This is a genomic window from Aeromonas sp. EERV15, assembly GCF_900079845.1.
Classification (GTDB): Bacteria; Pseudomonadota; Gammaproteobacteria; order Enterobacterales; family Aeromonadaceae; genus Aeromonas; species Aeromonas sobria.
Map to the genome: position 1 here is coordinate 174,696 of NZ_FKKY02000006.1, position 26,183 is coordinate 200,878.

At 59.2% G+C, this 26,183-nt stretch carries 25 protein-coding genes; 16 read left to right on the forward strand and 9 right to left on the reverse strand.

The window, feature by feature from the left end:
* Positions 1-56 precede the first annotated feature (56 nt).
* Complete coding sequence (locus BN4575_RS07325) at positions 57-950, reverse strand: VirK/YbjX family protein (protein WP_068977715.1); 894 nt, start codon at positions 948-950, stop codon at positions 57-59.
* Between the two features lie 325 nt (positions 951-1,275).
* Here BN4575_RS07325 and putP point away from each other — a divergent pair, with 325 nt between their 5' ends.
* The 10 genes from putP to rpoS all read left to right on the forward strand — a co-directional run bounded on the left by putP (position 1,276) and on the right by rpoS (position 9,702).
* On the forward strand, positions 1,276-2,793 hold the full coding sequence (gene putP / locus BN4575_RS07330; RefSeq protein WP_068977716.1) for a sodium/proline symporter PutP: 1,518 nt from the start codon (positions 1,276-1,278) through the stop codon (positions 2,791-2,793).
* A gap of 207 nt (positions 2,794-3,000) precedes the next feature.
* Complete coding sequence (gene ftsB / locus BN4575_RS07335) at positions 3,001-3,318, forward strand: cell division protein FtsB (protein WP_068977717.1); 318 nt, start codon at positions 3,001-3,003, stop codon at positions 3,316-3,318.
* Positions 3,311-4,003: a 2-C-methyl-D-erythritol 4-phosphate cytidylyltransferase gene (ispD, locus tag BN4575_RS07340; protein WP_068977718.1), complete on the forward strand. Its 693-nt coding sequence runs from the start codon at positions 3,311-3,313 to the stop codon at positions 4,001-4,003. The genes ftsB and ispD overlap by 8 nt, the downstream gene beginning before the upstream one ends.
* 113 nt (positions 4,004-4,116) lie before the next feature.
* Complete coding sequence (gene ispF, locus BN4575_RS07345; protein ID WP_042021443.1) at positions 4,117-4,593, forward strand: 2-C-methyl-D-erythritol 2,4-cyclodiphosphate synthase; 477 nt, start codon at positions 4,117-4,119, stop codon at positions 4,591-4,593.
* Positions 4,593-5,651 (forward strand): tRNA pseudouridine(13) synthase TruD, encoded by a 1,059-nt coding sequence (truD, locus tag BN4575_RS07350; RefSeq protein ID WP_068977719.1) that lies wholly within the window; start codon positions 4,593-4,595, stop codon positions 5,649-5,651. Before ispF ends, truD begins: the two co-directional genes overlap by 1 nt.
* A complete protein-coding gene (gene surE / locus BN4575_RS07355; protein ID WP_068977720.1) occupies positions 5,632-6,378 on the forward strand; it encodes a 5'/3'-nucleotidase SurE in 747 nt (248 codons plus the stop codon). The genes truD and surE overlap by 20 nt, the downstream gene beginning before the upstream one ends.
* A gap of 4 nt (positions 6,379-6,382) precedes the next feature.
* The gene (locus tag BN4575_RS07360; protein ID WP_042021447.1) at positions 6,383-7,000 is read left to right on the forward strand and encodes a protein-L-isoaspartate(D-aspartate) O-methyltransferase; all 618 of its coding nucleotides are present in this window, start codon (positions 6,383-6,385) and stop codon (positions 6,998-7,000) included.
* A complete protein-coding gene (locus tag BN4575_RS07365; RefSeq protein WP_068977721.1) occupies positions 6,997-7,578 on the forward strand; it encodes a YqaA family protein in 582 nt (193 codons plus the stop codon). The genes BN4575_RS07360 and BN4575_RS07365 overlap by 4 nt, the downstream gene beginning before the upstream one ends.
* A 9-nt stretch (positions 7,579-7,587) precedes the next feature.
* Positions 7,588-8,658 (forward strand): peptidoglycan DD-metalloendopeptidase family protein, encoded by a 1,071-nt coding sequence (locus tag BN4575_RS07370; protein ID WP_068977722.1) that lies wholly within the window; start codon positions 7,588-7,590, stop codon positions 8,656-8,658.
* A gap of 45 nt (positions 8,659-8,703) precedes the next feature.
* Positions 8,704-9,702 carry an RNA polymerase sigma factor RpoS gene (gene rpoS, locus BN4575_RS07375; protein ID WP_042021453.1) on the forward strand — a complete coding sequence of 333 codons (999 nt, stop codon included), beginning with the start codon at positions 8,704-8,706 and terminating at the stop codon, positions 9,700-9,702.
* Between the two features lie 113 nt (positions 9,703-9,815).
* Here rpoS and BN4575_RS07380 read toward each other — a convergent pair whose 3' ends face one another.
* Positions 9,816-10,853 carry an alkene reductase gene (locus BN4575_RS07380; RefSeq protein ID WP_068977723.1) on the reverse strand — a complete coding sequence of 346 codons (1,038 nt, stop codon included), beginning with the start codon at positions 10,851-10,853 and terminating at the stop codon, positions 9,816-9,818.
* Between the two features lie 199 nt (positions 10,854-11,052).
* On the opposite strand from BN4575_RS07380, the gene BN4575_RS07385 reads away from it, so the two are divergent.
* Complete coding sequence (locus BN4575_RS07385; protein ID WP_068977724.1) at positions 11,053-11,619, forward strand: TetR/AcrR family transcriptional regulator; 567 nt, start codon at positions 11,053-11,055, stop codon at positions 11,617-11,619.
* Positions 11,620-11,681: 62 nt separating this feature from the next.
* Here the strand turns inward: BN4575_RS07385 and BN4575_RS07390 are convergent, their stop codons facing one another.
* A complete protein-coding gene (locus BN4575_RS07390; RefSeq protein ID WP_068977725.1) occupies positions 11,682-12,026 on the reverse strand; it encodes an endonuclease domain-containing protein in 345 nt (114 codons plus the stop codon).
* 816 nt (positions 12,027-12,842) lie between these two features.
* A complete protein-coding gene (locus tag BN4575_RS07395; RefSeq protein ID WP_068977726.1) occupies positions 12,843-13,796 on the reverse strand; it encodes a LysR family transcriptional regulator in 954 nt (317 codons plus the stop codon).
* 156 nt (positions 13,797-13,952) lie between these two features.
* On the opposite strand from BN4575_RS07395, the gene aguA reads away from it, so the two are divergent.
* The gene (gene aguA / locus BN4575_RS07400; RefSeq protein WP_068977727.1) at positions 13,953-15,050 is read left to right on the forward strand and encodes an agmatine deiminase; all 1,098 of its coding nucleotides are present in this window, start codon (positions 13,953-13,955) and stop codon (positions 15,048-15,050) included.
* A 125-nt stretch (positions 15,051-15,175) separates the two neighbouring features.
* A complete protein-coding gene (locus BN4575_RS07405) occupies positions 15,176-16,879 on the forward strand; it encodes an amidase (RefSeq protein WP_068977728.1) in 1,704 nt (567 codons plus the stop codon).
* A 296-nt stretch (positions 16,880-17,175) separates the two neighbouring features.
* Here BN4575_RS07405 and BN4575_RS07410 read toward each other — a convergent pair whose 3' ends face one another.
* Positions 17,176-17,970 carry a hypothetical protein gene (locus tag BN4575_RS07410; RefSeq protein WP_068977729.1) on the reverse strand — a complete coding sequence of 265 codons (795 nt, stop codon included), beginning with the start codon at positions 17,968-17,970 and terminating at the stop codon, positions 17,176-17,178.
* 352 nt (positions 17,971-18,322) lie between these two features.
* Between BN4575_RS07410 and BN4575_RS07415 the strand changes: the two genes are divergently transcribed.
* Positions 18,323-19,087, forward strand: a complete 765-nt coding sequence (locus BN4575_RS07415) for a CphA family subclass B2 metallo-beta-lactamase (RefSeq protein ID WP_083221013.1) — start codon at positions 18,323-18,325, stop codon at positions 19,085-19,087.
* A 226-nt stretch (positions 19,088-19,313) separates the two neighbouring features.
* Positions 19,314-20,585 carry a lipopolysaccharide biosynthesis protein gene (locus BN4575_RS07420; protein WP_068977731.1) on the forward strand — a complete coding sequence of 424 codons (1,272 nt, stop codon included), beginning with the start codon at positions 19,314-19,316 and terminating at the stop codon, positions 20,583-20,585.
* A gap of 83 nt (positions 20,586-20,668) precedes the next feature.
* Here BN4575_RS07420 and BN4575_RS07425 read toward each other — a convergent pair whose 3' ends face one another.
* The 3 genes from BN4575_RS07425 to BN4575_RS07435 form a co-directional block, all read right to left on the reverse strand.
* Positions 20,669-21,919: a DEAD/DEAH box helicase gene (locus BN4575_RS07425; RefSeq protein ID WP_068977732.1), complete on the reverse strand. Its 1,251-nt coding sequence runs from the start codon at positions 21,917-21,919 to the stop codon at positions 20,669-20,671.
* A 98-nt stretch (positions 21,920-22,017) separates the two neighbouring features.
* Entirely contained in the window at positions 22,018-23,493 is a 1,476-nt protein-coding gene (locus BN4575_RS07430; protein ID WP_068977733.1) for a GGDEF domain-containing protein, read from the reverse strand.
* A 156-nt stretch (positions 23,494-23,649) separates the two neighbouring features.
* Positions 23,650-24,114 (reverse strand): hypothetical protein, encoded by a 465-nt coding sequence (locus tag BN4575_RS07435; protein WP_042021474.1) that lies wholly within the window; start codon positions 24,112-24,114, stop codon positions 23,650-23,652.
* 198 nt (positions 24,115-24,312) lie between these two features.
* Between BN4575_RS07435 and BN4575_RS07440 the strand changes: the two genes are divergently transcribed.
* A complete protein-coding gene (locus BN4575_RS07440) occupies positions 24,313-25,221 on the forward strand; it encodes an SAM hydrolase/SAM-dependent halogenase family protein (RefSeq protein WP_068977734.1) in 909 nt (302 codons plus the stop codon).
* A gap of 77 nt (positions 25,222-25,298) precedes the next feature.
* Here BN4575_RS07440 and BN4575_RS07445 read toward each other — a convergent pair whose 3' ends face one another.
* Complete coding sequence (locus BN4575_RS07445) at positions 25,299-25,859, reverse strand: gamma carbonic anhydrase family protein (protein WP_005343397.1); 561 nt, start codon at positions 25,857-25,859, stop codon at positions 25,299-25,301.
* Positions 25,860-26,183 lie beyond the last annotated feature (324 nt).

Sequence of the window (26,183 nt, forward strand, 5' to 3'; positions counted from 1 at the left end):
TCATGACAAAGGGCGAACAGCATGCTGTTCGCCCTTTTTGTTTCTGCTGGTCTGACTCAGCTTCGCAGCAGATTTGCCTGCAGCTCGCTGCCGAGTTGATCGAGCAGCTGGTAGCGCGCCTTGTAGCTGGCCCGCTTGCGGGAGGGGATCTCCTCCAGCGTTTTGCGTGGCACCTCCAGCGGCAGGCTCATCCAGAGTGCATCCTGCACGCTGCCCTGATGCTCCTGCCACAAGCCATCCAGATCAAATTTGACCCGTTCGGCGGTGCGTTTGCTGCTCTGATAGACATGGCTCTGGGTGCGGATCCCGAGCAGGGTGTTGCATGCCAACCCCCGGGCCAGCTCGGCGGCCATATAGACCAGCAGGGACATGGGGCGCAGCCCGCCGCAGGCCTTGGTGACCTGCTTGATCTCCTCGCTCAGCCCCTTGCCGCCCTGCAGCGAGCAGAGTTCGAGCGCAGGCGTCGGGGCTGGGCGCAGATTGAGGGCCATGTAATAGAGCGCGGCGTCACCCAGTTTGAGGGTCAGGCTCATCTCCCCCTCTTTGCCCATGTGGGTTTGGTAATCCAGTTGCAGGATCAGCGGTGCCGTCAGCTTGTCGCTCTGCCACTGGGCCAGCAGCAGGCCGTGCCCGCTGTAGATCGCCAGTTGTTGCGCGTTGGGCAGCTGACGGGCCAGCTGCAGGTAGTGGCCGCTAATAAGCCCGGCGCGCAGCCTCTTGCACAGCCCTTTGTGGCGATAGGGGTGGATCGGCTTTTCCAGAATATCGGGGAAGCGGCTGATCGCCTGTGCCAGCAGCGGTTGCACCTGCTGCTGGCGATAGAGGGCGCGGGCGCCGGAATTGAGCCAGAGACGCCCCACATACTTGGCCCGTCTGATCAGATGACCCGATTCTTCTACCGGATGAAGGCGGCGGGCGAGGGTTCGCAGGTGTGACAGATGAGATGACATGGCGCCGACCTCTGGCTGGTGGGATGAGACAGGGCGGGGAGTGTAGGAGCGGGGCGCAGGCTTGTAAAAAATGGATAGTAACAAAATGTGAAAACATAACGCTCAATAGCTGCCGGCGCGGCGATATGGCCGCCACGGTCACGGCAGAAAATCTGGTGCCATCCTCTTGATGCGGCAGATGATTTGATGCGCAAAGGTTTTTATTGTGTTTTGTGTTTGTTAAAAATGGTTGAGCTGGCGCGAACGGCTGATTAAGCTAGGCCGGTTTTTTAGGGATGAGCCCGTCACCAGAGCGGGCAGAAATTGACACAAAACGGAGTTTTGCATGACAGCTAGCACACCCATGTTAATCACCTTCCTGGTGTATATCCTCGGAATGGTGTTGATCGGCTTCGTCGCCTATCGCGCCACCCGCAACTTTGATGACTACATTCTGGGCGGCCGCCGGATGGGGAGCTGGGTCACCGCGCTCTCTGCCGGCGCCTCCGACATGAGCGGCTGGCTGCTGATGGGCCTGCCCGGCGCCGTCTTCGTCAGCGGCATCTCCGAGAGCTGGATCGCCATCGGTCTGGTCATCGGCGCCTACCTCAACTGGCGCTGGGTAGCGGGTCGCCTGCGGGTACATACCGAGAAGAACCGCAACGCCCTGACCCTGCCGGACTACTTCACCTACCGCTTTGAAGATCACAGCAAGGTGCTGCGGATCCTCTCGGCACTGGTGATCCTGCTGTTCTTCACCATCTATTGCGCCTCCGGCGTGGTGGCCGGTGCCCGTCTGTTCGAGAGCACCTTCGGCATGGATTACAACACCGCCCTCTGGGTCGGCGCCGCTGCCACCATCACCTACACCTTCTTCGGCGGCTTCCTCGCGGTGAGCTGGACCGACACTGTGCAGGCGACCCTGATGATCTTTGCCCTGATCCTGACGCCGGTGTTCGTCATCATTGCCGTCGGCGGGGTGGACAGCGCCATGATCGAGGTGGCGGCCAAGAGCGCCACCAACCTCGACATGTTCAAGAATCTGGATGTGATCGCCATTGTCTCGCTGATGGCCTGGGGCCTTGGCTACTTCGGTCAGCCCCACATTCTGGCCCGCTTCATGGCGGCAGATTCCCACCACTCCATGGCCAATGCCCGTCGCATCAGCATGACCTGGATGGTGTTCTGCCTCGCTGGCGCGGTGGCCATCGGCTTCTTCGGGCTGGCCTACTTTGCCCGTTTCCCGGAAGTGGCGGCTGGGGTGACCGGCAACCCGGAGCGGGTCTTTATCGAGCTCTCCAAGATCCTGTTCAACCCCTGGATCGCCGGTGTGCTGCTCTCTGCCATTCTGGCGGCGGTGATGAGTACTCTGAGCTGTCAGCTGCTGGTCTGCTCCAGCGCTATTACCGAGGACCTCTACAAACCCTTCCTGCGCAAGAACGCCTCTCAGCGTGAGCTGGTGTGGGTGGGGCGCCTGATGGTGCTGCTGATCGCGGTGATTGCCATCGCCGTCGCCATGAATCCGGAGAACCGGGTGCTGGGACTGGTGAGCTACGCCTGGGCCGGTTTCGGTGCCGCCTTCGGCCCTGTGGTGCTGCTCTCGGTGCTGTGGCCGCGGATGACCCGCAACGGCGCACTGGCAGGCATGCTGGTTGGTGCCATCACCGTCATCGTCTGGAAGCAGTTCGGCTGGCTGGGGCTGTATGAGATCATCCCGGGCTTCCTGTTCGCGCTGCTGGCTATCGTGGTGGGCAGTCTGCTGAGCGAAGCGCCATCAAAAGCGATGCTGGAGCGTTTCCGCGAGGCAGAGGAGGAGTTTAATACCCCTGCCGAGAGCGTGGGAGAGCCGGTCGCGGTCAACTGAACGGGTTAATCCTGCTCTGATAAAGAGCCCCGCCCCGGATGAGGTGTGCCCTGGTTGGCCATCCTTGTACCGGTTTGGCGGGGCTTTGCGCTATCTGATTCACTCTTGGGCACTTTTTTCTGTTCGGCCAGTGGCTCAGGGGTGCTGGCTTTCTTTTGTCTTGCCACCGAATATGGGACACTAGGCCGCCTGAAGGAGACCTAGTGCATGCGGCTATTCACCCTGATCCTGATCCTCCTGCTGGGGGGACTGCAATATGACCTCTGGCTGGGGAAGAACGGGCTATCCGATTATCAGAACCTGTCGGAGGCCATCTCGCAGCAACAGCGGGACAACCAGACTCTCAAGGATCGTAACGACCTCATCTACCGCGAGATAGATGATCTCACCTCTGGCCTTGCGGCCATCGAGGAGCTGTCGCGCAACGATCTGGGTTACATCAAGCAGGGGGAGACCTTCTACCGGATCATCCCCAAAGAGAAAGACAAAGAGACGACGCCGGACGATGAGCCCTACGATGATTGATGCCAGCCGGGTATTCGGCCTGACGGCGATTGTCCCTGCCGCCGGTATCGGTAGCCGAATGGGGGCCGATTGCCCCAAGCAGTACCTGCAACTGGCAGGCAAGACCATTCTCGAACATACCCTGGAGCGGCTGCTCTCTCACCCCGCCATCGCGCAGGTGATTGTGGCGTTGGCGCCCCATGATCGCTGGTTTGAGGCCCTGCCCGTGGCGACTGACCCGCGCATTGTGCGGGTTGAGGGAGGCGCCGAGCGCGCCTTTTCCGTCCTCAATGGCCTTAATGTGGCGCAAGGGGAGTGGGTGCTGGTGCACGATGCAGCCCGCCCCTGCCTGACTCACGGCGATCTCGATGCGCTGATTGCCGCTGCCATGGGCTGCGGTGGCGCCATTCTCGGCAGCCGGGTGCGCGATACCATGAAGCGCTCCGATGGGGAGGGCAATATCATCGCCACCGTCGAGCGCGAGCAGCTTTGGCATGCCCTGACGCCGCAAATGTTCCCGACCCGAACCCTGCAACGGGCGCTGGAAGAGGGGCTGCTGCTGGGGGCCACCATCACCGACGAGGCGTCTGCCATGGAGCGCGCCGGTTTCACCGTGCGGATGGTGGAGGGGCGCGCCGACAATATCAAAGTGACCCGGCCTGAAGATCTCTCTTTGGCGGGGTTGTTTCTAAGCCAGCAGGCATAAGCCATTTTTGCAAGAGCAGTGACTAAAGGAGCTGACATGGTCCGGATTGGACAGGGTATTGAGGTGCACCAGTGTGACGGGGTCCTTCCCTGCATGTGTGGAGGATGCCAGGTATGATGCGCATTGGTCATGGTTTTGATGTACACAAGTTTGGTGGGGAAGGCCCCTGCATGCTGGGCGGCGTGCCGGTTCCCTACGAGCAGGGACTGATTGCCCACTCCGACGGTGACGTGGTGCTGCACGCGGTAAGCGATGCCCTGCTGGGCGCCATCGGCGCCGGTGACATCGGTCGCCACTTCCCCGATACCGCCGCCGAATTCAAGGGGATCGACAGCCGTATCCTGCTGCGTGACGTGTTTGCCCGGGTACAGCAAGCGGGTTATGCCATCGGCAATCTGGATGTCACCATCATCGCTCAGGCTCCCAAAATGGCTCCCCATATCGACGCCATGTGCGCCGTGCTGGCCGCCGATCTGCAATGTGATTTGAACCGGGTGAACGTCAAGGCGACCACCACCGAACAGCTTGGGTTTACGGGGCGCAAGGAAGGGATCGCCACCGAAGCCGTCGTCCTACTGGTGAAACAATAATGCTGGAACAACTTGCCTATCTGCACGGGGCACCCACTGCCCGCGGTATCCTCAAGGCTGAGGCCGCCGATTTCGTGGTGAATGAAGATCTTGGTTTCGAGCCCTGCGGGGAAGGGGAGCATATCTTCGTCCGGGTGCGCAAAACCGGCGAGAACACTGCCTGGGTGGCGGGTCTGCTGGCCGATGCGGCCGGGGTTAACCGCAATGCGGTGAGCTGGGCGGGCCTCAAAGATCGCCACGCGGTCACCGAGCAGTGGTTCGGCATTCACCTGCCGGGCAAGGCCGAACCGGACTTGTCGGTCATCGAGAGTGCCAGCATCCAGATCCTGCAAGCCAAGCGTCACAACAAGAAGCTGCGGGTGGGTTACCTCAAGGGCAACCACTTCACCCTGCGCTTGACCGGTGTCAGTCAGGCCGAGGCACTGGAAGATCGCCTGCAGGCCATCGCCACTGAGGGCGTGCCCAATTATTATGGTGAGCAGCGGTTTGGCCGGGATGGCAACAACCTGGAAGCGGCCAAGGCGATGTTCGCTGGCAAGCGGATCAAGGATCGCAACAAGCGCTCCCTCTACCTCTCTGCCGCCCGCAGCATGCTGTTCAACGCCATCGTCAGCGCCCGCATCGAGCAGGGGCTGGCCCATCAGCTGCTGGCCGGTGATTGCGTGATGCTCAAGGGCAGCCACTCCATCTTCAGCGAAGAGGGCGTTACCCCTGAGCTGGCGGCACGTCTTGCCTCCGGCGACGTACAGCTCACCGCGCCCCAGTGGGGCCGTGGCCGTCTGGCGAGCCAGGGTGCCGCTGCCGAGTTTGAACAGGCTGTGCTGGCCCCGTATGCCGAGTGGTGTGACGGGCTGGAGAAAGCCGGGCTGGATCAGGATCGCCGCCCGCTGCTGCTCAAGCCGGAGCAGATGAGCTGGCAGCTGGATGGCGAGGCGCTGACCCTCTCCTTCTTCCTGCCGGCAGGCGCGTTTGCCACCAGCGTGGTGCGCGAGTTAATGCTGGCCGAAGAGGCCGATCATGGTTTCAGGAATCAGACCGATGCGAATTCTGGTCAGTAATGATGATGGTGTACATGCCGAGGGCATTGGTGCCCTCAGCGAGGCGCTGCGCGCCTGCGGTGAGGTCATTGTGGTGGCACCGGATCGCAACCGCAGCGGCGCGAGTCACTCTCTGACGCTGGAAGTACCGCTGCGGGTCACCCGCATCAACGAAAGCGGCTACTATGCGGTGAAGGGCACGCCGACCGACTGCGTTCATCTGGCGGTCAACGAGCTGGTGCGCCCGGAACCGGATATGGTGGTGGCTGGTATCAATCACGGCGCCAATCTGGGGGATGATGTCATCTACTCGGGAACGGTCGCAGCGGCCACCGAGGGGCGCCATCTTGGCTACCCCTCCATCGCCATTTCGCTGGTGGGCAAGACCCACTTTGCCACGGCGGCCCACTATGCGGCCCTGCTGGTGAAGGGGCTGATGAAGCACCCGCTGCCTGCCGATCAGATCCTCAACGTCAATGTGCCGGACTTGCCCCTCGCGCAGATCAAGGGGATCAAGACCACCCGCCTTGGCAATCGCCATCGGGCGGAGTCGGTGATCCGCACCGAGGATCCCCGTGGCCAGCCGATCTACTGGATTGGCCCGCCAGGCAGCCAGCAGGATGCTGGAGAAGGTACCGACTTTGCTGCCATCGAGCAGGGTTATGTCTCGATTACTCCCCTGACCATCGATATGACTGCCTATGACAGTCTCGCCGGTCTGGGAGCCTGGTTAGATCTGCAGGGATGAGGGTGTGATAGTACAGCGCCTGTTAAATCAGCTTATTGCGCAGGATATTCGTGATTTTCGCGTGCTGGCGACGATTGCGAAAGTGCCGCGCCAGCTGTTTGTGGACGAAGCCATGGCGCACAAGGCGTGGGACAACACGGCGCTGCCCATTGGCCACGGTCAGACCATTTCGCAACCCTATATGGTGGCGCGAATGACTGAATTGCTGATGCAAAATAATCCGGCCCATGTGCTGGAGATTGGCACTGGCTCCGGTTACCAGACGGCCATTCTCGCCCATCTGGTGGAGCATGTTTATACCGTGGAGCGGATCAAGTCGTTGCAATTTTTGGCCAGACGCCGATTGCGCCAGCTCGATCTGCACAATGTCTCGGCCAAGCACGGCAACGGCTGGCTGGGGTGGTCCAACAAGGGACCTTATGACGCCATTTTGGTGACGGCTGCGGCGAGTGAAATTCCGACCGCGCTGACCGACCAGCTGGCTGATGGTGGCCGACTGGTGTTGCCGGTGGGCGACAGCCAGCAAACCTTGCAATTGATTGAACGGTCCGGCTCCCAGTTGACCAGTCGTATTCTGGAGCCGGTCCGTTTTGTTCCCCTGATCGACGGAGATGTTGAGTGAAGTTGTTTTCCCGTTTGTATGTATTGGTAATGCAGTGGGCGCGCCACAAGTATGCCCCTTGGTATCTCTCTATTATTGCCTTCATCGAGTCAGTGTTCTGGCCGATCCCGGTGGATGTGATGCTGGCGCCCATGGCGCTCGCCAAGCCCCATAAAGCGTGGCATTACGCCGGATTGGCGACCTTATTCTCGGTGCTGGGCGCCCTGTTTGGTTACGCCCTTGGCTATGCCCTGTGGGATCCGGTGGTGCTGCCACTGGTGGAGTCTGTTGGCTATCAGGGCAAGATCGAGATCGCCCGCCACTGGTTTGAGCAGTGGGGTATCTGGGTCATCTTCATTGCCAGCTTCACCCCCATTCCCTACAAGGTGTTTACCGTGACGGCAGGGTTGTTGCAAATGGCTCTGCTGCCCTTCATCATCACCTCCCTCATCGGTCGTGGCATGCGTTTCTTCCTGGTTGCGGGCCTGATGCGTTGGGGCGGTGAAAAGATGGAACGCAAACTGATGCACTATGTAGATGTGCTCGGTTGGCTCTGTATTGGTCTGGCCGTTGTGGCCTATTTCTGGTTTAGTCGTTAAGGATCCATTATGCGTTCGCCTATTTGGCAAGGAAGCTGTGTTGTGGTGTTGTCATGGCTGTTGCTTGCCTGCGCTTCCAGTAAAACGGCAGCTCCAGTGGACGGTGTCGGTGATGATCAGTTCGTCTCGACCATCCCGGCTCGCCAGGGTGGAGTCCAGGGGGGAGCCCCCATTCAGGGTGGCGGCTATGTAGTCAAGAAAGGGGATACCCTCTACTCCATCGCATTCAATTCCGGTAGCGATGTCCCCTCGCTGGCCAGTCTCAACAACATCAGCCCTCCCTATAACATCTATCCGGGTCAGCGGCTGCGGTTTGATTCATCCAGTTCTGTAACCACGGCCAGCAGAAGTGCCAGCACCTATGAGGTGCGTCGGGGCGATACCCTGAGCAGTATCGGCCGCCAGTTTGGTATGGCGCCGCAAACACTGGCACAGAGCAACAATTTGAGCGCCCCCTATGCGTTGCAACCGGGTCAGGTGCTTAACGTCCAGGCTGCTGCTGGTGGTTCCACCCAGATGGTCGCGGCGACTCGTCCGGTAACTGTGACGCCGGTAGCAGTGAGCCAGCAGAGCAGTGGGCCACGTCCGCTGGCTGAGCCAAGCGGGTCAGGTCAGACCACGCCATTCATTTCGCAGAAATCCGTTGCTCCGGCAGCACCGAAAGAATACGCTCAGGTCAAAGAACAAAAAACAAGCAACTCCCAGTCGAAACTTGTTTGGCACTGGCCCGCAAAAGGCCGGATCGTCGAGGGTTTCTCTGTTGCAGAACAGGGTAACAAGGGGATCGACATAGCAGGCCAGAAGGGGCAACCCGTCTACGCGGCCAGCAGCGGCAAGGTGGTATACGCCGGTAGCGCTTTAAGGGGGTACGGCAAGCTGATCATCCTCAAGCATGATGATGACTATCTCTCCGCCTACGCTCACAACGATGAGTTGCGGGTGAAGGAAGGGGATAGCGTCAAGGGGGGCTCGGTGATTGCCAACATGGGTAGCACGGACGCGCCGGATGTGCGATTGCATTTCGAGATCCGGTACCGAGGCAAGTCGATCAATCCGATGAGCTATTTGCCAAAGCGTTAACCCCAGAGATCGAGTCTTACTCTGGTAACGTCAGGGAGACACACCATGAGCCAAGAACAACTGGTAATGCAGGATGCAGAGTTAGAGTTTGACGCTGAGTCTCATTCCCATGAGGATGACGATGAGGTAGAAGCAGAAGGGTTGCAGGAGGTCACTGCCGAGGCAGAAGAGACGATCTCCGATGAGTTGCTGGCACCGGAACTGAACAAGGTGATGGATGCCACGCAACTCTATCTGGGGGAGATAGGTTTTTCCCCGCTGCTTACTGCCGAAGAGGAAGTCTACTACGCCCGTCGTGCCTTGCGGGGTGACAAAGCAGCCCGCAAGCGCATGATCGAGTCCAACCTTCGACTGGTGGTGAAAATCGCCCGTCGCTACAACAACCGCGGCCTGGTGCTGCTGGATCTCATCGAAGAGGGCAACCTCGGTCTTATCCGTGCGGTCGAAAAGTTCGACCCCGAGCGCGGCTTCCGTTTCTCCACCTATGCCACCTGGTGGATCCGCCAGACCATAGAGCGGGCCATCATGAACCAGACCCGCACCATTCGTCTGCCCATTCATGTGGTAAAGGAGTTAAACGTTTACCTGCGCACCGCGCGCGAGCTCTCCCATCGTCTCGACCACGAACCCACCGCCGAGGATATTGCCTTCGCGCTGGATCGTTCGGTAGCCGACGTGAACCGCATGCTCAAGCTTAACGAGAAAATCACCTCGGTGGATACCCCCATCGGCGGCGATCGCGACAAGGCGCTGCTGGATGTGATCTCCGACGAGCGTGGCATGGGGCCTGAGTTGGAGTCGCAGGATGACGACATGCGCGCCAGCATAGTGCACTGGCTGGAAGAGCTGAATCCCAAGCAGCGTGAAGTGCTGGCTCGCCGGTTTGGCTTGCTGGGCTATGAGCCTGCTACTTTGGAAGATGTCGGTGCCGAGATTGGCCTGACCCGCGAGCGGGTACGCCAGATCCAGGTCGAGGGGCTGCGCCGCCTGCGGGAGATCCTGCTGAGCCAGGGGCTCTCCATTGAGGCCTTGTTTCGCACCTGAGAAGGTTGCCGTGATGGCAAAAAATGGCTGAACGGTAGAACAAGTAGATAGCACGAGGGGAGCAACAGCTCCCCTCGTTTTTTATTGCCTGTCGTCTGGCGATGGCGGTGCGGTTATACCAGCTCAGCCAGCATGGTGTCGGCGTAGGGCACCAGCGCTTCTCCATTTTTAACCTTGTCGAGATAGTCCGGGTTGGCGATGAGCGGACGACCGATTGCTACCAGATCGAAGCGGTTGGCCTCAATGGCCACGGCGGCGCGCTCGGCGTCGTAGTTGCCCACCCCGACCAGATTGCCCTTGTAGTTGGCGCGCAGATAGTCGGAGGCGCGGCCACCCAGATAATCGAAGGTGAGGTTGTCATCAAAGATGCCGAGGTGGATATAGGCCAGCGGGCGATCGTTGAGCTTGCCCAGCAGATGGTCGAACACGGCGCGATCTTCCGGGCTGCCTGCCAGATGGACATAGGCACCCGGGGAGAGGCGAATGCCAACCCGATCACCGCCGATACGGGCGCTGATGGCATCGACCACTTCCAGCGCGAAGCGGCTCATCTTCTCCGGGCTGCCACCGTAGTTGTCGGTACGCAGGTTGGTGGAGTGGTGCAGGAACTGATCGATGAGGTAGCCGTTGGCTCCGTGGATCTCCACCCCGTCAAAACCGGCCTCGATGGCGTTGGCACCTGCAGTCGCGTAATCCTCTACCAGTTGGGTGATGTCTGCTTCGGTCAGGGCGCGTGGCACCAGATAGGTCAGCTCGCGCATGCGGGGCACAGTGCCCTCATGGGCCACGGCAGAGGGGGCCAGCACTTCGCCTTGATGGAAGAAGGGGTGGGAGAGACGACCGACGTGCCACAGCTGGGCGAAGATCTTGCCGCCCTTGGCGTGCACGGCGCTGGTCACTTTCTTCCAGCCATCGATCTGATCCTGGGTGAACAGGCCCGGGGTATTGGGGTAGCCCTGCGCGTCGGGGCGAATGATGACGGCCTCGGAAATAATCAGGCCGATGTCGGCACGGCGAGCATAATAGGCAGCCATCTGCTCGGTCGGCACCAGACCTGGGCCTGCCATGCAGCGGGTGAGCGGGGCCATCATGAAGCGGTTGGCCAGGGTCAGAGTGTCATTAAGGCGATACGGCTGAAACAGGGTATTCATGATAGGTTGTCCTAGACGGGTTATTCTTGAACGTGCATTCAAGACGTTTTTTGCGTCGGGTGCAAGCTTTTTTTGAATGCGCGTTCAAGAAGGTTGGCCCGAGCGGGCGGCTGGGGTAAACTTGCCGCCCTTTCCAGCCACTCTTTATCGGCGGGCCTTGTTGCCCCTTGCCGGTGAATCATTTCCCACGGGAGGAACCATGCGCATAGCCGAGTTTGATCGGGACGAGGTGCTGCGAAATGCCATGGAAGCGTTTCGCGCCAAGGGATACGCCAAGACCACCATGCAGGAGCTGGTGGCAGCCACCGGCCTGCACCCGGGCAGCATCTACGGCGCCTTTGGCAACAAGCGTGGCCTGCTGCTGGCGGCGGTGGATCACTATGTCGAGGGTAAACGCACCCTGCGCCGCTCCTTGCTCGACAACCCGAGCCCGCTGGCGGGCCTTGCGGCCTATCTCGACCGGATTGTGGGGGAGGCGCTCTGCGGCTCCTGTCTGGTGACCCGCACCATGATGGAGTTGAGCGAGCAGGATGAGGAGCTGACCCAGCGGGTCAAGGTCATCTATGGTGAGCTGGAGCAGGATCTGGCCGAGTTGCTGACGCAGGCGCAGGCAAAGGGCGAGCTGGCCCCGGATAGCAATATCCGCACCCTCACCGCCCTGCTGTTGATCAACCTGCAAGGTCTGGTCACCTTCGCCCAGTGCCGCCCCGACCGCCCCCTGCTCGATGACGTAGTCGCCCAGCTGATGCGGGCCCTGCGGGCGTAAGTAGGCACTGGATTGTGTTTCCCCTTCTCCCGTTTTCACTTTGTGCATTGAGGGGAGAAGGGTCAATCAGCCTGACGTAATGAGAGCTGGATAAAATCCAGCACTGCATTGAGCCTGCCCAGCACATCGTTATTCCACACCCTTATCACCTGAAATCCCTGTTGATTGAGATAGGCCGTTCGAGCCTCGTCATGTGTTTGGTTAACATGCTCGCCATGTTGCGAGCCATCCACTTCGATGACCAATCCCTGTTCAAGGCAGATGAAATCCACCACATAGGGACCGATTGGCATTTGGCGGCGAAATTTCACTCCCGCCAGACGGCGATTGCGCAACTGTTGCCACAGTTTCTGCTCTGCCTGCGTGGCATCACGTCTCAGTCGCTTGGCAAAGCGGTTGCTTTCCATAAAGGGCTCCAGTTCTGTTTGGCCCTATAGATATAGCCAGCTTCCCTGGTGTTTACCGGTTGAATATTGCGTCCCCTCACCCTAGCCCTCTCCCAAAGAGAGAGGGGACTGATCGAGGTGCTGTCGGGATTTGGTTGATCACCACCGTATTCATTGCCGGATTCGAGCGGAGTCAGCCGGATTGGGTGATAAGCAGATGGCAGATGGCGATAACTTTGCGAATTTATTGGGAATCGCCTGGCTGACTGGTTGTCTGCGATGCTGCAAGTTGTAGCGTAACGGCGCCCTTCTCCCCTTGTGGGAGAAGGGCTGGGGATGAGGGGAGCAGGAGCTAAGAGCTGCCCTCACCCTAACCCTCTCCCAAAGGGAGAGGGGACTGATCGAGGTGCTGTCGGGATTTGGTTGTTCACCCAGTGCTCATTGCCGGATTCGAGCGGAGTCAGCTGGGTTGGATGATAAGCAGATGACGATAAGTTTTTGAATGTATTGGGAATAGCCAGGCTGATTGGCTGTCCGCGATGTTGCAAGTTGTAGCGTAACGGCTCCCTTCTCCCCTTGCGGGAGAAGGGCTGGGGATGAGGGGGAGGGAGCCGCCCTCACCCTAACCCTCTCCCAAAGGGAGAGGGAATTGATCGAGGTTCTGTTTGGGCCACATGCTCCGTCAGCAAGTGTTTTTTAGTGGGTCGGTTGGTGATCCCAGCCAATTTCGGAGGGAAGAGTGTTTACCTCGGCCCCACCAGCTCTTTCATCAAATCTTTCAGCCATACCAGCGCGGGTTGCTGCGCGTGGCGATGGGGTATGCCAGACGCAGCGGCCTTACCTCGGCCCCACCAGCTCTTTCATTAAATCTTTCAGCCATACCAGTGCGGGTTGCTGGGCATGCACGGGGTGCCAGACGCAGTTGAGGTGATAATCCGGCACGTCTTCGGGCAGCGGCAGGCTTTTCAGCGGCCAGTGGGTGGCGAGCAGCTCGGCCACCATGCTGGGCAGCACCAAGAGGTGATCGCTCTGGCTGACGATGGCGGCGGCGGACATATAGCTCTGGCTGTTGACCGAGATAGTGCGGCCAAAGCCCTGACTCTTCAGATAGCGGTCGAGGCTCGCCTCCGAGGTGCCAAGGGGCGAGTGGAACACATGGGGCATGGCGATCAGCTGCTGCAAGGTGATGCGCTCCATCCACTGGGAGGGATCATCCTCGGCACCAGCGGGGGCCGATTTGGCAATCGGCAGATCGGCGCGCACCAGCCCGGCCAGCGGCTCGGTGAGCCAGGTCTCCTTGCCCAGATACCCCGGCACCTGCATGTACTCGTCAAACCCCAGCACCAGATCGATCTCGCCGCTCGCCAGCTCCGCCTCCGGCAGGGTGTCGCGCAGGATGCGGATCTCGATGGTGACCCCCGGCGCCAGCCGTCTGAGGCGCTGGATTAGCGGCGGGATCAGCACGCACTCCACGTAATCGGTGGTGCAGAGCACGAAGCGCCGCTTTGACTGGCTCGGCTCGAACTCCTCTTCTTCGCTGAGCTGCTGCTCCAGCAGCCGCAGCGCCTGCTGCACCCCGAGATGCAGCCGCTGGGCGCGCGGGGTCGGCAGCATCCCCTGCGGGGTGCGTACCAGCAGCGGGTCGCCGATAAAGGTACGCAACCGGTTGAGCGCATGGCTCATGGCGGGCTGGCTGATAAAGAGTGCCTCGGCGGCGCGGGTGACGCTGCCTTGCGTCATCAGGGCGTCAAAGGCGAGCAGCAGATTGAGGTCGAGCTGGTGCAGTTTCATGGGGGGGATTATTCGCCGTGTTTATGGGACAATCCATCCTATTCATTTGATGGATGGGGGCGCAACGTCTTAATCTGCGACCCACTCTTATTTTTCCGGGTTCCCGCGCCGCATCTGGCGTAAACGGGGGCCTCAATCCATGCAAGGAGCCTTGCGATGAGCATCAAGACCATTCATTCCACGCCGGCCGCCGACGGCTTCACCATGCCCGCCGAGTGGGCGCACCAGCAGGCCGTCTGGATGATCTGGCCGTTTCGCCCGGACAACTGGCGCGTAGCCGGTCGCTTCGCGCAAGAGACCTTCGCCAAGGTGGCCGATGCCATCGGTGGCGCCACCCCGGTCTTTATGGGTGTACCGGCCCAGTTTATGGAGCAGGCCCGCGCCATCATGCCCGCCCACGTCACCCTGGTCGAAATGGACAGCGATGACTGCTGGGCCCGCGATACCGGCCCGACCATCGTCACCAACGCTGCCGGCGAGTGCCGTGGGGTGGATTGGGGCTTCAACGCCTGGGGCGGTCACAAGGGCGGTCTCTACTACCCGTGGAATCAGGATGAGGAAGTGGCAGCCCAGATGCTGGCCCAGCACGGCATGGCTCGTTACGACGCGCCGCTGATTCTGGAAGGGGGCTCCATCCACGTCGATGGCGAAGGTACCTGCCTGACCACCGCCGAGTGCCTGCTCAACGAAAACCGCAACCCGCACCTGACCAAAGAGCAGATCGAAGCTCACCTGCGCGACTATCTGGGCGTCACCAGCTTTATCTGGCTGGACGAAGGCGTCTACATGGACGAAACCGACGGCCACATCGACAACATGTGCTGCTTCGTGCGTCCGGGTGAAGTGGCCCTGCACTGGACTGACGATCAGAACGATCCCCAGTACGCCCGCTCCGTAGCCGCCCTCAAGGTGCTGGAAGCGGCGGTCGATGCCAAGGGTCGCAAGCTGAAAGTGTGGAAGCTGCCCCAGCCGGGCCCGCTCTACTGCACTGAAGAGGAGTCTGCCGGTGTCGAGAGCGGCAGCGGTGTGCCGCGCGAGGCAGAAGGCCGTCTGGCCGGTTCCTACGTGAACTTCCTGATCACCAACGATCGCATCGTCTACCCGCTGCTGGATGCCGCCACCGATGGCGAAGCCCAGCGCATTCTGGAAGAGATCTTCCCCGACCACACAGTGATCGGCGTGCCGGCCCGCGAGATCCTGCTGGGCGGTGGCAATATTCACTGCATTACTCAGCAAATCCCCTCAGGGAAATAAGAACCGGTTCCTGCTGGTATTCAAAACCCCACGCCGTGGGGTTTTATCCCTTGATAGTGTGATGGTCGCCGGCGCTGATGCGGCGATCATCATGACAAACAGTCACCCTTTTACAGGAGATCCCCATGATCGAAGTGACCGAAGTTTCCATTGCCGAGCTGCGTGCCGCGCTCGAATCAGGCCGCACCACAGCGGTCGAACTGGTCAAGGCCTATCTGGCCCGTATCGAGGCTTACAACGGCCCCGAGACTGCCACCAAACTCAACGCCTTGGTAGTCGCCAATCCCGATGCGCTGAAAGAGGCCGAGGCTTCCGATGCCCGCCGCGCTCGTGGCGAGACCCTGGGGCCGCTCGATGGCATCCCCTACACCGCCAAAGACAGCTATCTGGTCAAGGGGCTGACTGCCGCCTCCGGCAGCCCGGCCTTCAAGGATTTGGTGGCCCAGCGCGATGCCTTTACCGTTGAGCGCCTGCGCGCCGCCGGTGCCATCTGCCTTGGCAAAACCAATATGCCGCCGATGGCCAATGGCGGCATGCAGCGCGGTGTCTATGGCCGTGCCGAGAGCCCCTACAACGCCGACTACCTGACCGCGCCGTTTGCCTCCGGCTCTTCCAACGGCGCCGGTACTGCCACCGCCGCCAGCTTCTCCGCTTTTGGTCTGGCGGAAGAGACCTGGTCGAGCGGCCGTGGCCCTGCCTCCAACAACGGCCTGTGCGCCTATACCCCGTCCCGTGGCGTCATCTCGGTGCGCGGCAACTGGCCGCTGACTCCGACCATGGATGTGGTGGTGCCCTATGCCCGCACCATGAACGATCTGCTGGAAGTGCTCGACGTAGTCGTGGCTGACGATGCCGACACCCGTGGCGATCTGTGGCGCATGCAGCCCTGGGTGCAGCTGCCCAAGGCGTCCGAGGTGCGTCCGGCTTCCTATCTGGAACTGGCTGCCAAGGCCGATGCCCTCAAGGGCAAGCGCCTCGGCGTGCCGCGCATGTTTATCAACAAGGATGAACTGGCCGGCACCAGCGAAAACCCCGGTATCGGCGGCCCGACCGGTCAGCGCATCCATACCCGCGAGACCGTGATCGCCCTGTGGGAAGACGCACGCAAGGCGCTGGAGGCCGCTGGCGCGGAAGTCATCGAAGTGGACTTCCCGCTGGTCTCCAACTGCGAAGGGGACAGACCCGGCGCGCCGACTGTGTTCAATCGCGGCATCGTGAGCCCGGAGTTTCTCAACGACGAGCTGTGGGAGCTCTCCGGCTGGGCGTTCGACGACTTCCTGCGTGCCAATGGCGATCCCAAACTTAATAAGCTTGAGGACGTCGATGGGCCCAAGATCTTCCCCCATGATCCGGGCACCCTGCCGAACCGCGAGGGCGATCTGGCGGCGGGCATGGATGAGTACGTCAATATGGCCAAGCGCGGCCTCAAGCGTTTTGACGAGATTGCATCGGTGCCGGACGGCCTGCGCGGCCTGGAGAAGACCCGCAAGCTGGATCTGGAGGACTGGATGGACGGGCTCAAGCTCGATGCCGTGCTGTTCCCGACCGTCGCCGACGTAGCCCCGGCTGATGCGGATGTGAATCCGGCCTCCGCCGATATCGCCTGGAGCAACGGCATCTGGGTTGCCAACGGCAACCTCGCCATTCGCCACCTCGGCGTGCCGACTGTCACCGTCCCCATGGGGGTGATGGCCGATATCGGTATGCCGGTGGGCCTGACCTTCGCCGGTCGCGCCTATGACGACAACAACCTGCTGCGCTTCGCCTCGGCCTTCGAATCCACTGGCAGCAAGCGTATGGTGCCGCCGCGCACGCCGCCGTTGGTTTGACTGTTGGTGTGAGTTAAATCTCTCTGAGTCATTCTGAGAGAATAAAAAAACCACCCGTTATGCGGGTGGTTTTTATTGCCTATGTTGTCTGGTTCGTATCTTGTGCTTATTTATTACTCATGCTTGTATCGTCAGCTAATTAAAGATTATCACCATCAATGGTGGATCCTTGGGTATACAGTAGGTGCCTCATGAGAAACGATATTGGAAGTGGTAACATTTTTGCTACACAGCTTGGGTAAGCTTCTATAAGAGATAATTCATAGTTAATAGTTTTGAAACTAGTGGTTAAATATCTATTTAATATGAGTTGGTTTGTGCTTTAGGAAAAAAACATAAGCATCGAGATCATCCATTTCCGAAGATGGTAATTGAGTCATTCCTTCAGGGTATCCCTGTTGTGAGGTCATATAAGTAGTTAGCGACCAGTCTGCTGATCTATAGATAACCAATGCAGGATCATTAATTTTATTGTAACGAGTATCGAAAGGCATTGTAAATTGACCGTTCTGACTTAGTCGGAATGAATCTTCACGGTTAGACATCTCTACTGGTGTATAAACCCCAGCGTCATTTTTTTTATAAAGCACTAGCTCATAATCAGAACCGTTCATGCCCTTATTAAATATAATTTCACCTTGCACTGTAATGTTTGAATCATTTTCATCTACTTTTATCTTCGATAAGCCTGATATAGCCTTTTTTGCAGGGGGAGGTAAAAGATAACTAGTGTTGAAAATGTTCCCGGTGTAATATTTTGCGTGTGGGAATATAACGATGGCCGCCCACATAATGAATAAAAGCTGAATGGTTTTTGTTATTATATCTGATGTGTTTCTATTGCGCGCACTATTGATTAACTCTTTTATTGAAAAGTAAATGGTGCTAGCTGCCAGCCATAAATAAATGAAGTAAAATGTTATTGCGATAATGAAATCGCTTACAATAAACTCCATCTCTGCAAATTTACTGAGAAATGGTCCAGCAACAAAGGTAGCTACAGATACTCCAAGAATTGTTGATACATTCGATATTATTGACAGTTTTGTAGTTGCGTTGCCGTTTACAAAGTCGTTGAAAATTTCTTTCATATTTAAATCACATTTAATTTGTTAATAAAGTTTATAAATCTCACTTAAGTCTGTCTAGTGTAACCTTGCCTGAGCTTTGAATGAAACCTTTGTGTGAGTGGTCGATGTGAATCATATAAGATAGAGGCTTAGATTAAGACCATATATCCGAATAGCGAAGCGTATTCGGACGTTCGCGAACAGGAGGTCGCTGCCGATTTTTCCGGACTTTTCCCTGACTTCCCCCTGACTTCACCCAGACTTCACACAACCTCATTTTCCCCTCACAAATCCCCCGTATCTTCTGCTCACTGCTTAAAAGGCCCAGCTTGCCACAGGGGTGGCGAGGGGGCGGTTGGTTCGAGGGAGCAAGATGATGAAAGGTTGGATGAAGTGTGGATTGGCCGGTGCCGTGGTGCTGATGGCGAGTTTCTGGGGCGGCAGCGTGCGGGCTGCGGGGATCGAACTCAAGCAGGTGAGCGGCCCTGTCTATGTTGTTGAAGATAACTACTACGTCAAAGAGAACTCCATGGTCTATTTCGGGGCCAAGGGGGTGACGGTGGTGGGGGCGACCTGGACGCCGGATACCGCCCGCGAGCTGCACAAGCTGATAAAAAGAGTCAGCAGCAAGCCGGTGCTGGAGGTGATCAACACCAACTACCACACCGACCGGGCAGGGGGTAACGCCTACTGGAAGTCTATCGGGGCCAAGGTGGTGGCGACGCGCCAGACCCAGGATCTGATGAAGAGCGACTGGGCCGAGATTGTCGCCTTTACCCGCAAGGGGCTGCCGGAGTACCCGGATCTGCCGCTGGTGCTGCCGAACGTGGTGCACGATGGTGACTTCAAGCTGCAAGAGGGCAAGGTGCGCGCCTTCTACGCGGGCCCGGCCCATACGCCGGACGGCATCTTTGTCTACTTCCCCGACCAGCAGGTGCTCTATGGCAACTGCATCCTCAAGGAGAAGCTGGGCAACCTGAGCTTTGCCAATGTGAAGGAGTATCCGCAGACCATCGAGCGGCTGAAAGCGATGAAGCTGCCGATCAAGACGGTGATCGGCGGTCACGATTCGCCGCTGCATGGCCCCGAGCTGATTGATCACTATGAAGAGCTGATCAAGGCAGTGCCGCAGTCATAAGGGTTGCGCGACAGACTGGCAGCAAGCCGTGCCATCGCTGCAATCAGCAGCCATAACGGCACACCACAAAACGCCCGCTTTCAGGAAATAAGCGGGGGTTTTGCTGTTGCGGCTTTTCTGCGGCCACTTATTGCGGGGTTGGCACGGCGAGATTAAGGCTGTTCAAGGGAGGGAGGCTTTCATAAGATGGCGTTCTGTCATTTTTTGAAAGTCATCCATTTTCGTTATGCAATACGCCTCTCTCGCGCGCCTCAAGCAGGCCTTTATCACCGGGATGTGGGCCTCGCTGGTCAGCATCGTTATCGGCTTCGCCTTCAAGGTGTGGCTGGCGCAGTGGGTCGCCAAGGGGGAGCTGGCGCTGTTCAACAGCGTGGTGGATTTGATCTCCCTCTCTTTTATCCTGATGACAGGTTTTCGCTCCTCCATGGTGGTGAGTTACTCCCAGACCAAAAACGATCGGGACATCATCAATATCTTTCGCTACTTCCTGATTGGCATCGTGCTGCTCACCTGGGGGGCGGTGATCCCCTATATCAAGCACGGGCTCCATATCCGGGTGGAGTATCTGCAACTGGTGGGGGTTATCTTCGGGCTGGGGCTCAAGGTCTACTTCACCAATCTGGTGGCCATGTACCGGATGTATCAGCTCTCCAACCGGGTCACCTGGCTGGAGCCGCTGGCCAACGGTCTGCTGTTTATGGCCTGTTACTTTGGGCTCGGGATGGATGCACTTGCCTCGCTCTTCTACGGGCTGACCTTCTCGTCGCTCGCCATCGCCGGTTATATGTATGTTTCGCGCCGCCGGGCCATCGCCACCAGGCCGCTCGCCAAGGTGGCGCTCGGCCCCGAGATGGTGAGCTATGTGAAGAAGAGCTTTACCGCCTCGCTGGAGGCGGGGGCCAGTATCCTGATGATTTACATCACTGTGCTGCTCACCATCCGCCACTTCAGCATCGACGAGCTGGGGGATTTTCAGGTGGTGGTGCGCCCCATCTTCACCTATATGACCACCTTGTTTGTCTTCCCCATCTACCGCTTTGTGCTGCCTGAGCTGGCGGTCAATCTGCGCAATGGCGATCATCGCCAGATAAGGATGATCCGGCGCTGGATCTTCCGTCTCTCCGCCATCGTCAGTCTGGCCTTCTTTGGCTTGATGCTGCTGGCGGGCAAGCAGCTGGTGTTGCTGTTCTTCCCCGCCGACTACGTGGGGGCGGTGCCCGTGCTGTTCCACTTCTCCATCTTCTTTATCTTTATGATGCTTAACGGCTATCAGCTCGCCTATATCAAGGCTCACGGTCACTTTACCCAGAGTTTGCTGATCCGGCTGGCTGGCATAGTGGCGCTGGTTGCCGCCTACTATCTGGTGGCCGAGTTCACCGCCAACGTGGTGGCGATTATCGTGGCGCTGGGCCTCGGTTATATGGTGATGTTTATCCTCTCGACCCTGGCAGAGCGGCAGATCTTGCGATCCCTGCCACTGGTGCTGGCGACCCGCTAGGTTGCTACTCGCCAAGAGCTGGCCCCTGTCAGATAACAAAAAACGCCCGAGTGGGCGTTTTTTGTTGGCGGCGCAGGAGCGGCTTAACGCTTGCCCTTGCCACCCTTGTTGCCAGCGAGCGCCTGCTTTCTGGCGCGCTGCTTCTGGGCCGCCTTACTGCTGCGGCGTGGCTCGGGCTCGAAGCGGGTCAGATCCGGCTCAAAACCGGGGAACCACTGCTGGGGCAGGCGAGTGTCGAGTACCGCTTCCACCTTCTCCAGCAGCGGCGCATCTTCCGGGCTGAACAATGTGATGGCGAGCCCCTTGTTGCCAGCGCGGCCGGTGCGACCGATGCGGTGGACGTAATCCTCCGCCACAAACGGGAACTCGAGGTTAATCACGTAGTTGAGATCCGTGATATCGAGGCCGCGGGCCGCCACATCGGTGGCGACCAGCGCCTGCAAGGTGCCGGCGCGAAACTCCAGCAGCACTTTTTCCCGCGCGCTTTGCGACAGATCGCCATGGAAGGCCAGCGCATTGATGCCCGCCTTGCCGAGCTGCTGGGCCAACTTGTCGGCCCCCTGCCGAGTGCGGCTGAAGATCAGCATCGGCGCCCACCCTTTCACTTTCAGCATATGTTCGACCAGCGCCAGCTTGCGGTCGCTGTCCACCGTGTAGACCCGCTGCTCCACCTCGGCCGCCGTGGTGTTGCGCGGGGCCACTTCGATCAGTTCGGGGTCACGCAGCAGCACCTTGCTCAAGGCAAACAGGTTGTCGTCGCAGGTGGCGGAGAAGAGCAGGGTCTGGCGATCCGCCGGGATCTGTTTCAGCAGCGCCTTGATCTCGTCCATAAAGCCCATGTCGAGCATGCGGTCCGCTTCGTCAAATACCAGATGGCGCAGCGCCGCCAGACTTAAGGCTCCCTGACGCAGATGGTCGAGCAGGCGGCCCGGGGTAGCGATCAGCAGATCCACGCCGTTTTTCAGCGCTTCGACCTGCGCCGCGATACTCACCCCGCCGTAGACCAGGGTGCTGGTGAGACCGGTGCCTTGGCCGTAGCGCGCCACACTCTCGGCGACCTGCACCGCCAGCTCGCGGGTCGGCACCAGCACTAGCGCACGGATCGGGCGGGCGGTGTCGCTCGCCGGGTGTTGCAGCAGCTGCTCCAGCAGCGGCAGCACAAAGGCGGCGGTCTTGCCGGTGCCGGTCTGGGCGCCCGCCATCAGATCCTGTCCCGCCAGAATGGTGGGGATGGCGCGGGCCTGAATGGGGGTCGGCGCGGCATAGCCGAGCTCGGTCAGGGTCTGCTGCAGATGGGGGGAGAGGGCCAGTTTGGCGAATGAGGCAATAGACATAGAGGGCACCAGTATGGGGTTATCGCGGCCAGCGGCCACAACGACACAATCATCGTGGCCGCGATGGTAACAGAAGCAGGGGGCGCGGCAGAAGGCGGCTATGCCTCTGCGTCGTCCGGCAACGGGCGGATCAGCCGGATCGTCTTGCCCTCGTAGCAGGCGATATTGTGCTTGCCGTGCTGTTTGACGTGGTAGAGCAGCTCATCGGCCAGATGCACCGCCTCGGTGACGGTGAGGTAGTCGCGAATGCGGATCACCCCGGCGGAGAAGGTGATGGGAGTGGGCAGCTCGGGGATCCCCAATGGCCGATCCAGCAGGCGACCAGCGGAGTGGATCATCATCTCGTCATCCTCCATCCCCTTGAACAGCACGATAAACTCCTCGCCGCCCCAACGGATGGCGCTATCCACCTTGCGGATATTGCTTCTGAGGTGGCGGGCAAAGGCGACCAGTGCCAGATCCCCGACGCTATGGCCATAGGTGTCGTTGATCGACTTGAAGTTGTCGATATCGAGGATCATCAGGTAGTCGTGCTCATGGAGCAGACTCTGGCAGAGCACATCCCGGCGTGGCAGCCGGGTCAGGTGGTCGGTGTGCGCCAGGGTGCGCAGCCGCAGGTAGATCTGCTTCCAGGCCACCATGCCCAGCAACAGCACGATGAGATAGACCTTGAAGGCCGCACTTTGCAGGGCCAGCTTGACGAAATCGAACCAGCTGTAGGACCACTTCAGATAGAGATCATCCCCCGCCTTGGTGCGCATAAAGGGTTTGCTCAGGCAGAGATGCCTCGGGCTGCAGGGCTCGGCGGCTTCAAATGATATGTTGGTGCGGGTCGGGTTGATGGTGTCGAAGGGTCGCAGCACATCGTTAAATGCTTCATCGACGGCGATATCGATACCGAGCAGTCCGTATTTGTAACCGCCGCGCCCCGACTGATGGATGAAGGGGAAGTACATCACTATGGTGTTGCGCATGCTGAAGCTGTCGATCTCGATATCGGAGACAAAGGCCTCATCGGCGCTGCACAAGGGGCGGCCGGGGGCAAAGCTGGCGCAACCGAAGTAGTGATACCAGGCGGGCAGTGTCATCAGATCCACCTTGATCGGCGCCAGTCTGGTGGGCAGCACATTGTTGTCGGCCACCATGCCGATCAGCCGGTAGTCATTCCAGATGGTGTAGATATTGATCACCTCCGGGTAGGAGAGGGCATAGCGGAAGGTGTTGAGGATATTGGCGGCCGGGTATTGCAACGGAATATCGGCAAAGCGGTATTTGCTTCTCAGGTCGTAGCCATAGAGGTAGTTGGTGTTCGGCTTGTTGCGTACGAGGTGGTTGGGGGACTCCAGCGACCGCTGGTAGGCGAGATAGCTGGTGATGTTCTCCACCTCGAGGATCTTGGCCCGCTGATAGAAGACCTCGAACACGTTCTTCTGCTTGGCGGTGATGAGATCCATATCGTGCCGCAGGCTCTGATAGGTGTAATAGAAGACGCAGCCCAATCCGGTCAGGGCGAGCAGGGCCAATCCGAGCACTTTGACGATGAACTGGCGAGCAAGCGCCGGTGGCAAGCGCAAGGCTGGGGGTTTACCTGAAAATAAGGTCATAGGTGTCTGGGTGCAGTACCGATGGGGACGCGGGCGCCGTGTGAGCCAAGTATACGCGAAAGAAATTCCGACAGGATCCACCGACAACCCTTGCCAGAAGCTGAAGCCCTCACCACTTATTTACCCTTACTCCACGATCAGCACGCTCTCGCTGGCCAGATGGTGCAGCCACTCCCTGACGATCAGCAGCACGGCGGCAAAGTGTTCGTCGCGGGGCAGCAAGCTGGCGGCGAGGGGATCCCCTTCCGCCATGGCGGCCAGCTGGCCAAAGGCTTGCTCCACCAGATCCCGGCTCAGTTCATTGTCCCCCAGCACTTCGGCCAGTGACGGCTGGCTGCGCAGGGTCAGCTGCAAGCCGGGCGGGATCTGCGGGGCGATGCGCATCAGCTCATCTTCCACCACCATGATGGCCCGCTCCAGTTCGAGCGGGGTGGGTGGCGCGTGGCGAAACGGCCCGGGCTGAATGGCGTGAGTGCCAAAGGCCAGCGGGATGGCCAATGGCGCCCCCTCGGGCTGACTTAGCCAGACCTGGCTGCTCTGTTCACCAATCTCCAGCAGCAGGGTCATCATCTCCGGTACCGGTTGTGTCATGGTGCTGCGCTCCTGTATTGTAAACGTTTTCCCATTCTGCCTTTGATACCTCCCCCGCCGCCGTTTGGCGAGCACAATTTCTGCGAGTCGCCTCTCACTTTGTTGCAAACCCCTTGCAAAAAAATCTATAGGTGGCAGTCTGGATGTCTAAATGGCTGTTGCCGTTTCGTTATCCTCAGATGATTCAGGAGTTCAGATATGGATATTCGCACCGCTCCCCGTGCCATCGCGCTCGCCCTCATGCTGGCCAGCGGCATCGCCGCCGCCAACGAAGCGCTGGTGATCCAGACCGATTTTGGTCTGAAAGATGGCGCCGTGTCGGCCATGAAGGGGGTCGCCTTCGGGGTGGATCGCACCCTGCCACTCTATGACCTGACCCACGAGATCCCGGCCTACAACATCTGGGAAGCCTCTTATCGCCTCTACCAGACCTTGCAGTACTGGCCCAAGGGCACAGTGTTCGTCAGCGTGGTTGATCCCGGCGTGGGCACCGATCGCCACTCGGTGGTGCTCAAGACCAAGAGCGGCCACTACATTGTCACCCCGGATAACGGCACTCTGACCCTGGTGGCGGAGCACTTCGGTATCGACACAGTGCGTCAGATCGACGAGAAGACCAACCGGCTCAAGGGTTCCGAGAAGTCCTACACCTTCCACGGCCGTGATGTGTACGCCTATACCGGCGCGCGGCTCGCTTCCGGCGCCATCAGCTACGAGCAGGTGGGCCCGAAATTGCCTGCCGAGGTGGTGAAGATCCCCTATCAGCCTGCGATAGCCGAGAAGGATGGCACTCTCAAGGGCACCATCCCGATCCTTGATGTGCAGTACGGCAACGTCTGGACCAACATCGACGATACCCAGCTGACCAAGGCGGGGATCAACAAGGGTGACAATGCCTGCATCAAGATCAGCGAAGGGTCTGCGGTCAAATATGACGGCAAGGCGCCTTACGTCAGCAGCTTCGGCGATGTGCCGGAAGGGCAGCCGCTGGTCTACCTCAACAGTCTGCTGCAGGTGTCGGTGGCGCTGAACATGGACAGCTTCGCCGCCAAGCATCAGGTGCAGTCCGGTGCCAACTGGCATATCAGCCTGAAGAAGTGCTCCTGATCCGCGCAGATATAAGCAGAGACAGAAATAGTAACGGGCGCCTCGGCGCCCGTTTTGTTTTCTGGTAAAGCGGTGACTTAGAACTCGTTGGAGAGCGCCTTGTACCCTTTGACCAGATCGATATTGGTGTGGGCCACGTCCTCGGAGAACTCGGCGGCATCTACCGAGACCCGCGGAATATGGGTCAGGTCGCTCTGCTGGTTGATGCGAGTGGTGGAGGGGACGTAGAACTCCGGCGGCAGATCGCAGCCATCGATCACCGAGTTGTGACGCACCACGGCGCCATCGCCGATATGGCAGTTGAACAGCACGCTGTTGAAACCGATAAAGACCCGGTTCCCCACTTCGCACGGCCCGTGGACGATGGATCGGTGGGCGATGGAGGTGTATTCGCCGATGGTGACGGCGGCGCCGGATTTGGAGTGGATCACCACGCCATCCTGAATATTGGAGTTGGCGCCGATGACGATGGGTTCCATCTCGCCGTTGGCATCCACCTCGTCGGCGCGGATCACCGCATAGGGGCCGACGAAGACATTCTCTTTGATGATTACCTTGCCGCAGATGATAGCGGTCTTGTCGATATAGGCTGATTCGTCGATGACAGGCAGATGGCCGGAGGGATTCTTGCGGATCATGTTACATCCTGTGGTTGCCAAGAGGGATTATCTGGTGGTGGACGAGGAGCCTACCGGTCGGTCAGCTTACCCCTGCTCGCCCTCTGGTGAAACCCCTGACTGGTCTGACCCTTGTCGCGCGGCGTCTCGGCATGGCTGTTTCCCGCCGCCAGAATATGGGAGCATGGCTGTCATCCCGAGTCGCGTTAGATGGACATCATGTACAGGACCTTAAGCGTTGAGCCCCTTTAAAACGCCTTCCAAGGTCCTGTTCTGTATCGATTTTCTCTGCTTGGTTCGGCAGGCGTTCTTTGCCAAATAATCAGCTGCCCATTCCAGTCTTTC

Excerpts from the sequence above, each read along its gene's own strand:
- BN4575_RS07325 (WP_068977715.1), bottom strand. The coding sequence starts at position 950 with ATGTCATCTCATCTGTCACACCTGCGAACCCTCGCCCGCCGCCTTCAT.
- putP (WP_068977716.1), top strand. The coding sequence starts at position 1,276 with ATGACAGCTAGCACACCCATGTTAATCACCTTCCTGGTGTATATCCTC.
- ftsB (WP_068977717.1), top strand. The coding sequence starts at position 3,001 with ATGCGGCTATTCACCCTGATCCTGATCCTCCTGCTGGGGGGACTGCAA.
- ispD (WP_068977718.1), top strand. The coding sequence starts at position 3,311 with ATGATTGATGCCAGCCGGGTATTCGGCCTGACGGCGATTGTCCCTGCC.
- ispF (WP_042021443.1), top strand. The coding sequence starts at position 4,117 with ATGATGCGCATTGGTCATGGTTTTGATGTACACAAGTTTGGTGGGGAA.
- truD (WP_068977719.1), top strand. The coding sequence starts at position 4,593 with ATGCTGGAACAACTTGCCTATCTGCACGGGGCACCCACTGCCCGCGGT.
- surE (WP_068977720.1), top strand. The coding sequence starts at position 5,632 with ATGCGAATTCTGGTCAGTAATGATGATGGTGTACATGCCGAGGGCATT.
- BN4575_RS07370 (WP_068977722.1), top strand. The coding sequence starts at position 7,588 with ATGCGTTCGCCTATTTGGCAAGGAAGCTGTGTTGTGGTGTTGTCATGG.
- rpoS (WP_042021453.1), top strand. The coding sequence starts at position 8,704 with ATGAGCCAAGAACAACTGGTAATGCAGGATGCAGAGTTAGAGTTTGAC.
- BN4575_RS07380 (WP_068977723.1), bottom strand. The coding sequence starts at position 10,853 with ATGAATACCCTGTTTCAGCCGTATCGCCTTAATGACACTCTGACCCTG.
- BN4575_RS07385 (WP_068977724.1), top strand. The coding sequence starts at position 11,053 with ATGCGCATAGCCGAGTTTGATCGGGACGAGGTGCTGCGAAATGCCATG.
- BN4575_RS07390 (WP_068977725.1), bottom strand. The coding sequence starts at position 12,026 with ATGGAAAGCAACCGCTTTGCCAAGCGACTGAGACGTGATGCCACGCAG.
- BN4575_RS07395 (WP_068977726.1), bottom strand. The coding sequence starts at position 13,796 with ATGAAACTGCACCAGCTCGACCTCAATCTGCTGCTCGCCTTTGACGCC.
- aguA (WP_068977727.1), top strand. The coding sequence starts at position 13,953 with ATGAGCATCAAGACCATTCATTCCACGCCGGCCGCCGACGGCTTCACC.
- BN4575_RS07405 (WP_068977728.1), top strand. The coding sequence starts at position 15,176 with ATGATCGAAGTGACCGAAGTTTCCATTGCCGAGCTGCGTGCCGCGCTC.
- BN4575_RS07410 (WP_068977729.1), bottom strand. The coding sequence starts at position 17,970 with ATGAAAGAAATTTTCAACGACTTTGTAAACGGCAACGCAACTACAAAA.
- BN4575_RS07415 (WP_083221013.1), top strand. The coding sequence starts at position 18,323 with ATGATGAAAGGTTGGATGAAGTGTGGATTGGCCGGTGCCGTGGTGCTG.
- BN4575_RS07420 (WP_068977731.1), top strand. The coding sequence starts at position 19,314 with ATGCAATACGCCTCTCTCGCGCGCCTCAAGCAGGCCTTTATCACCGGG.
- BN4575_RS07425 (WP_068977732.1), bottom strand. The coding sequence starts at position 21,919 with ATGTCTATTGCCTCATTCGCCAAACTGGCCCTCTCCCCCCATCTGCAG.
- BN4575_RS07435 (WP_042021474.1), bottom strand. The coding sequence starts at position 24,114 with ATGACACAACCGGTACCGGAGATGATGACCCTGCTGCTGGAGATTGGT.
- BN4575_RS07440 (WP_068977734.1), top strand. The coding sequence starts at position 24,313 with ATGGATATTCGCACCGCTCCCCGTGCCATCGCGCTCGCCCTCATGCTG.
- BN4575_RS07445 (WP_005343397.1), bottom strand. The coding sequence starts at position 25,859 with ATGATCCGCAAGAATCCCTCCGGCCATCTGCCTGTCATCGACGAATCA.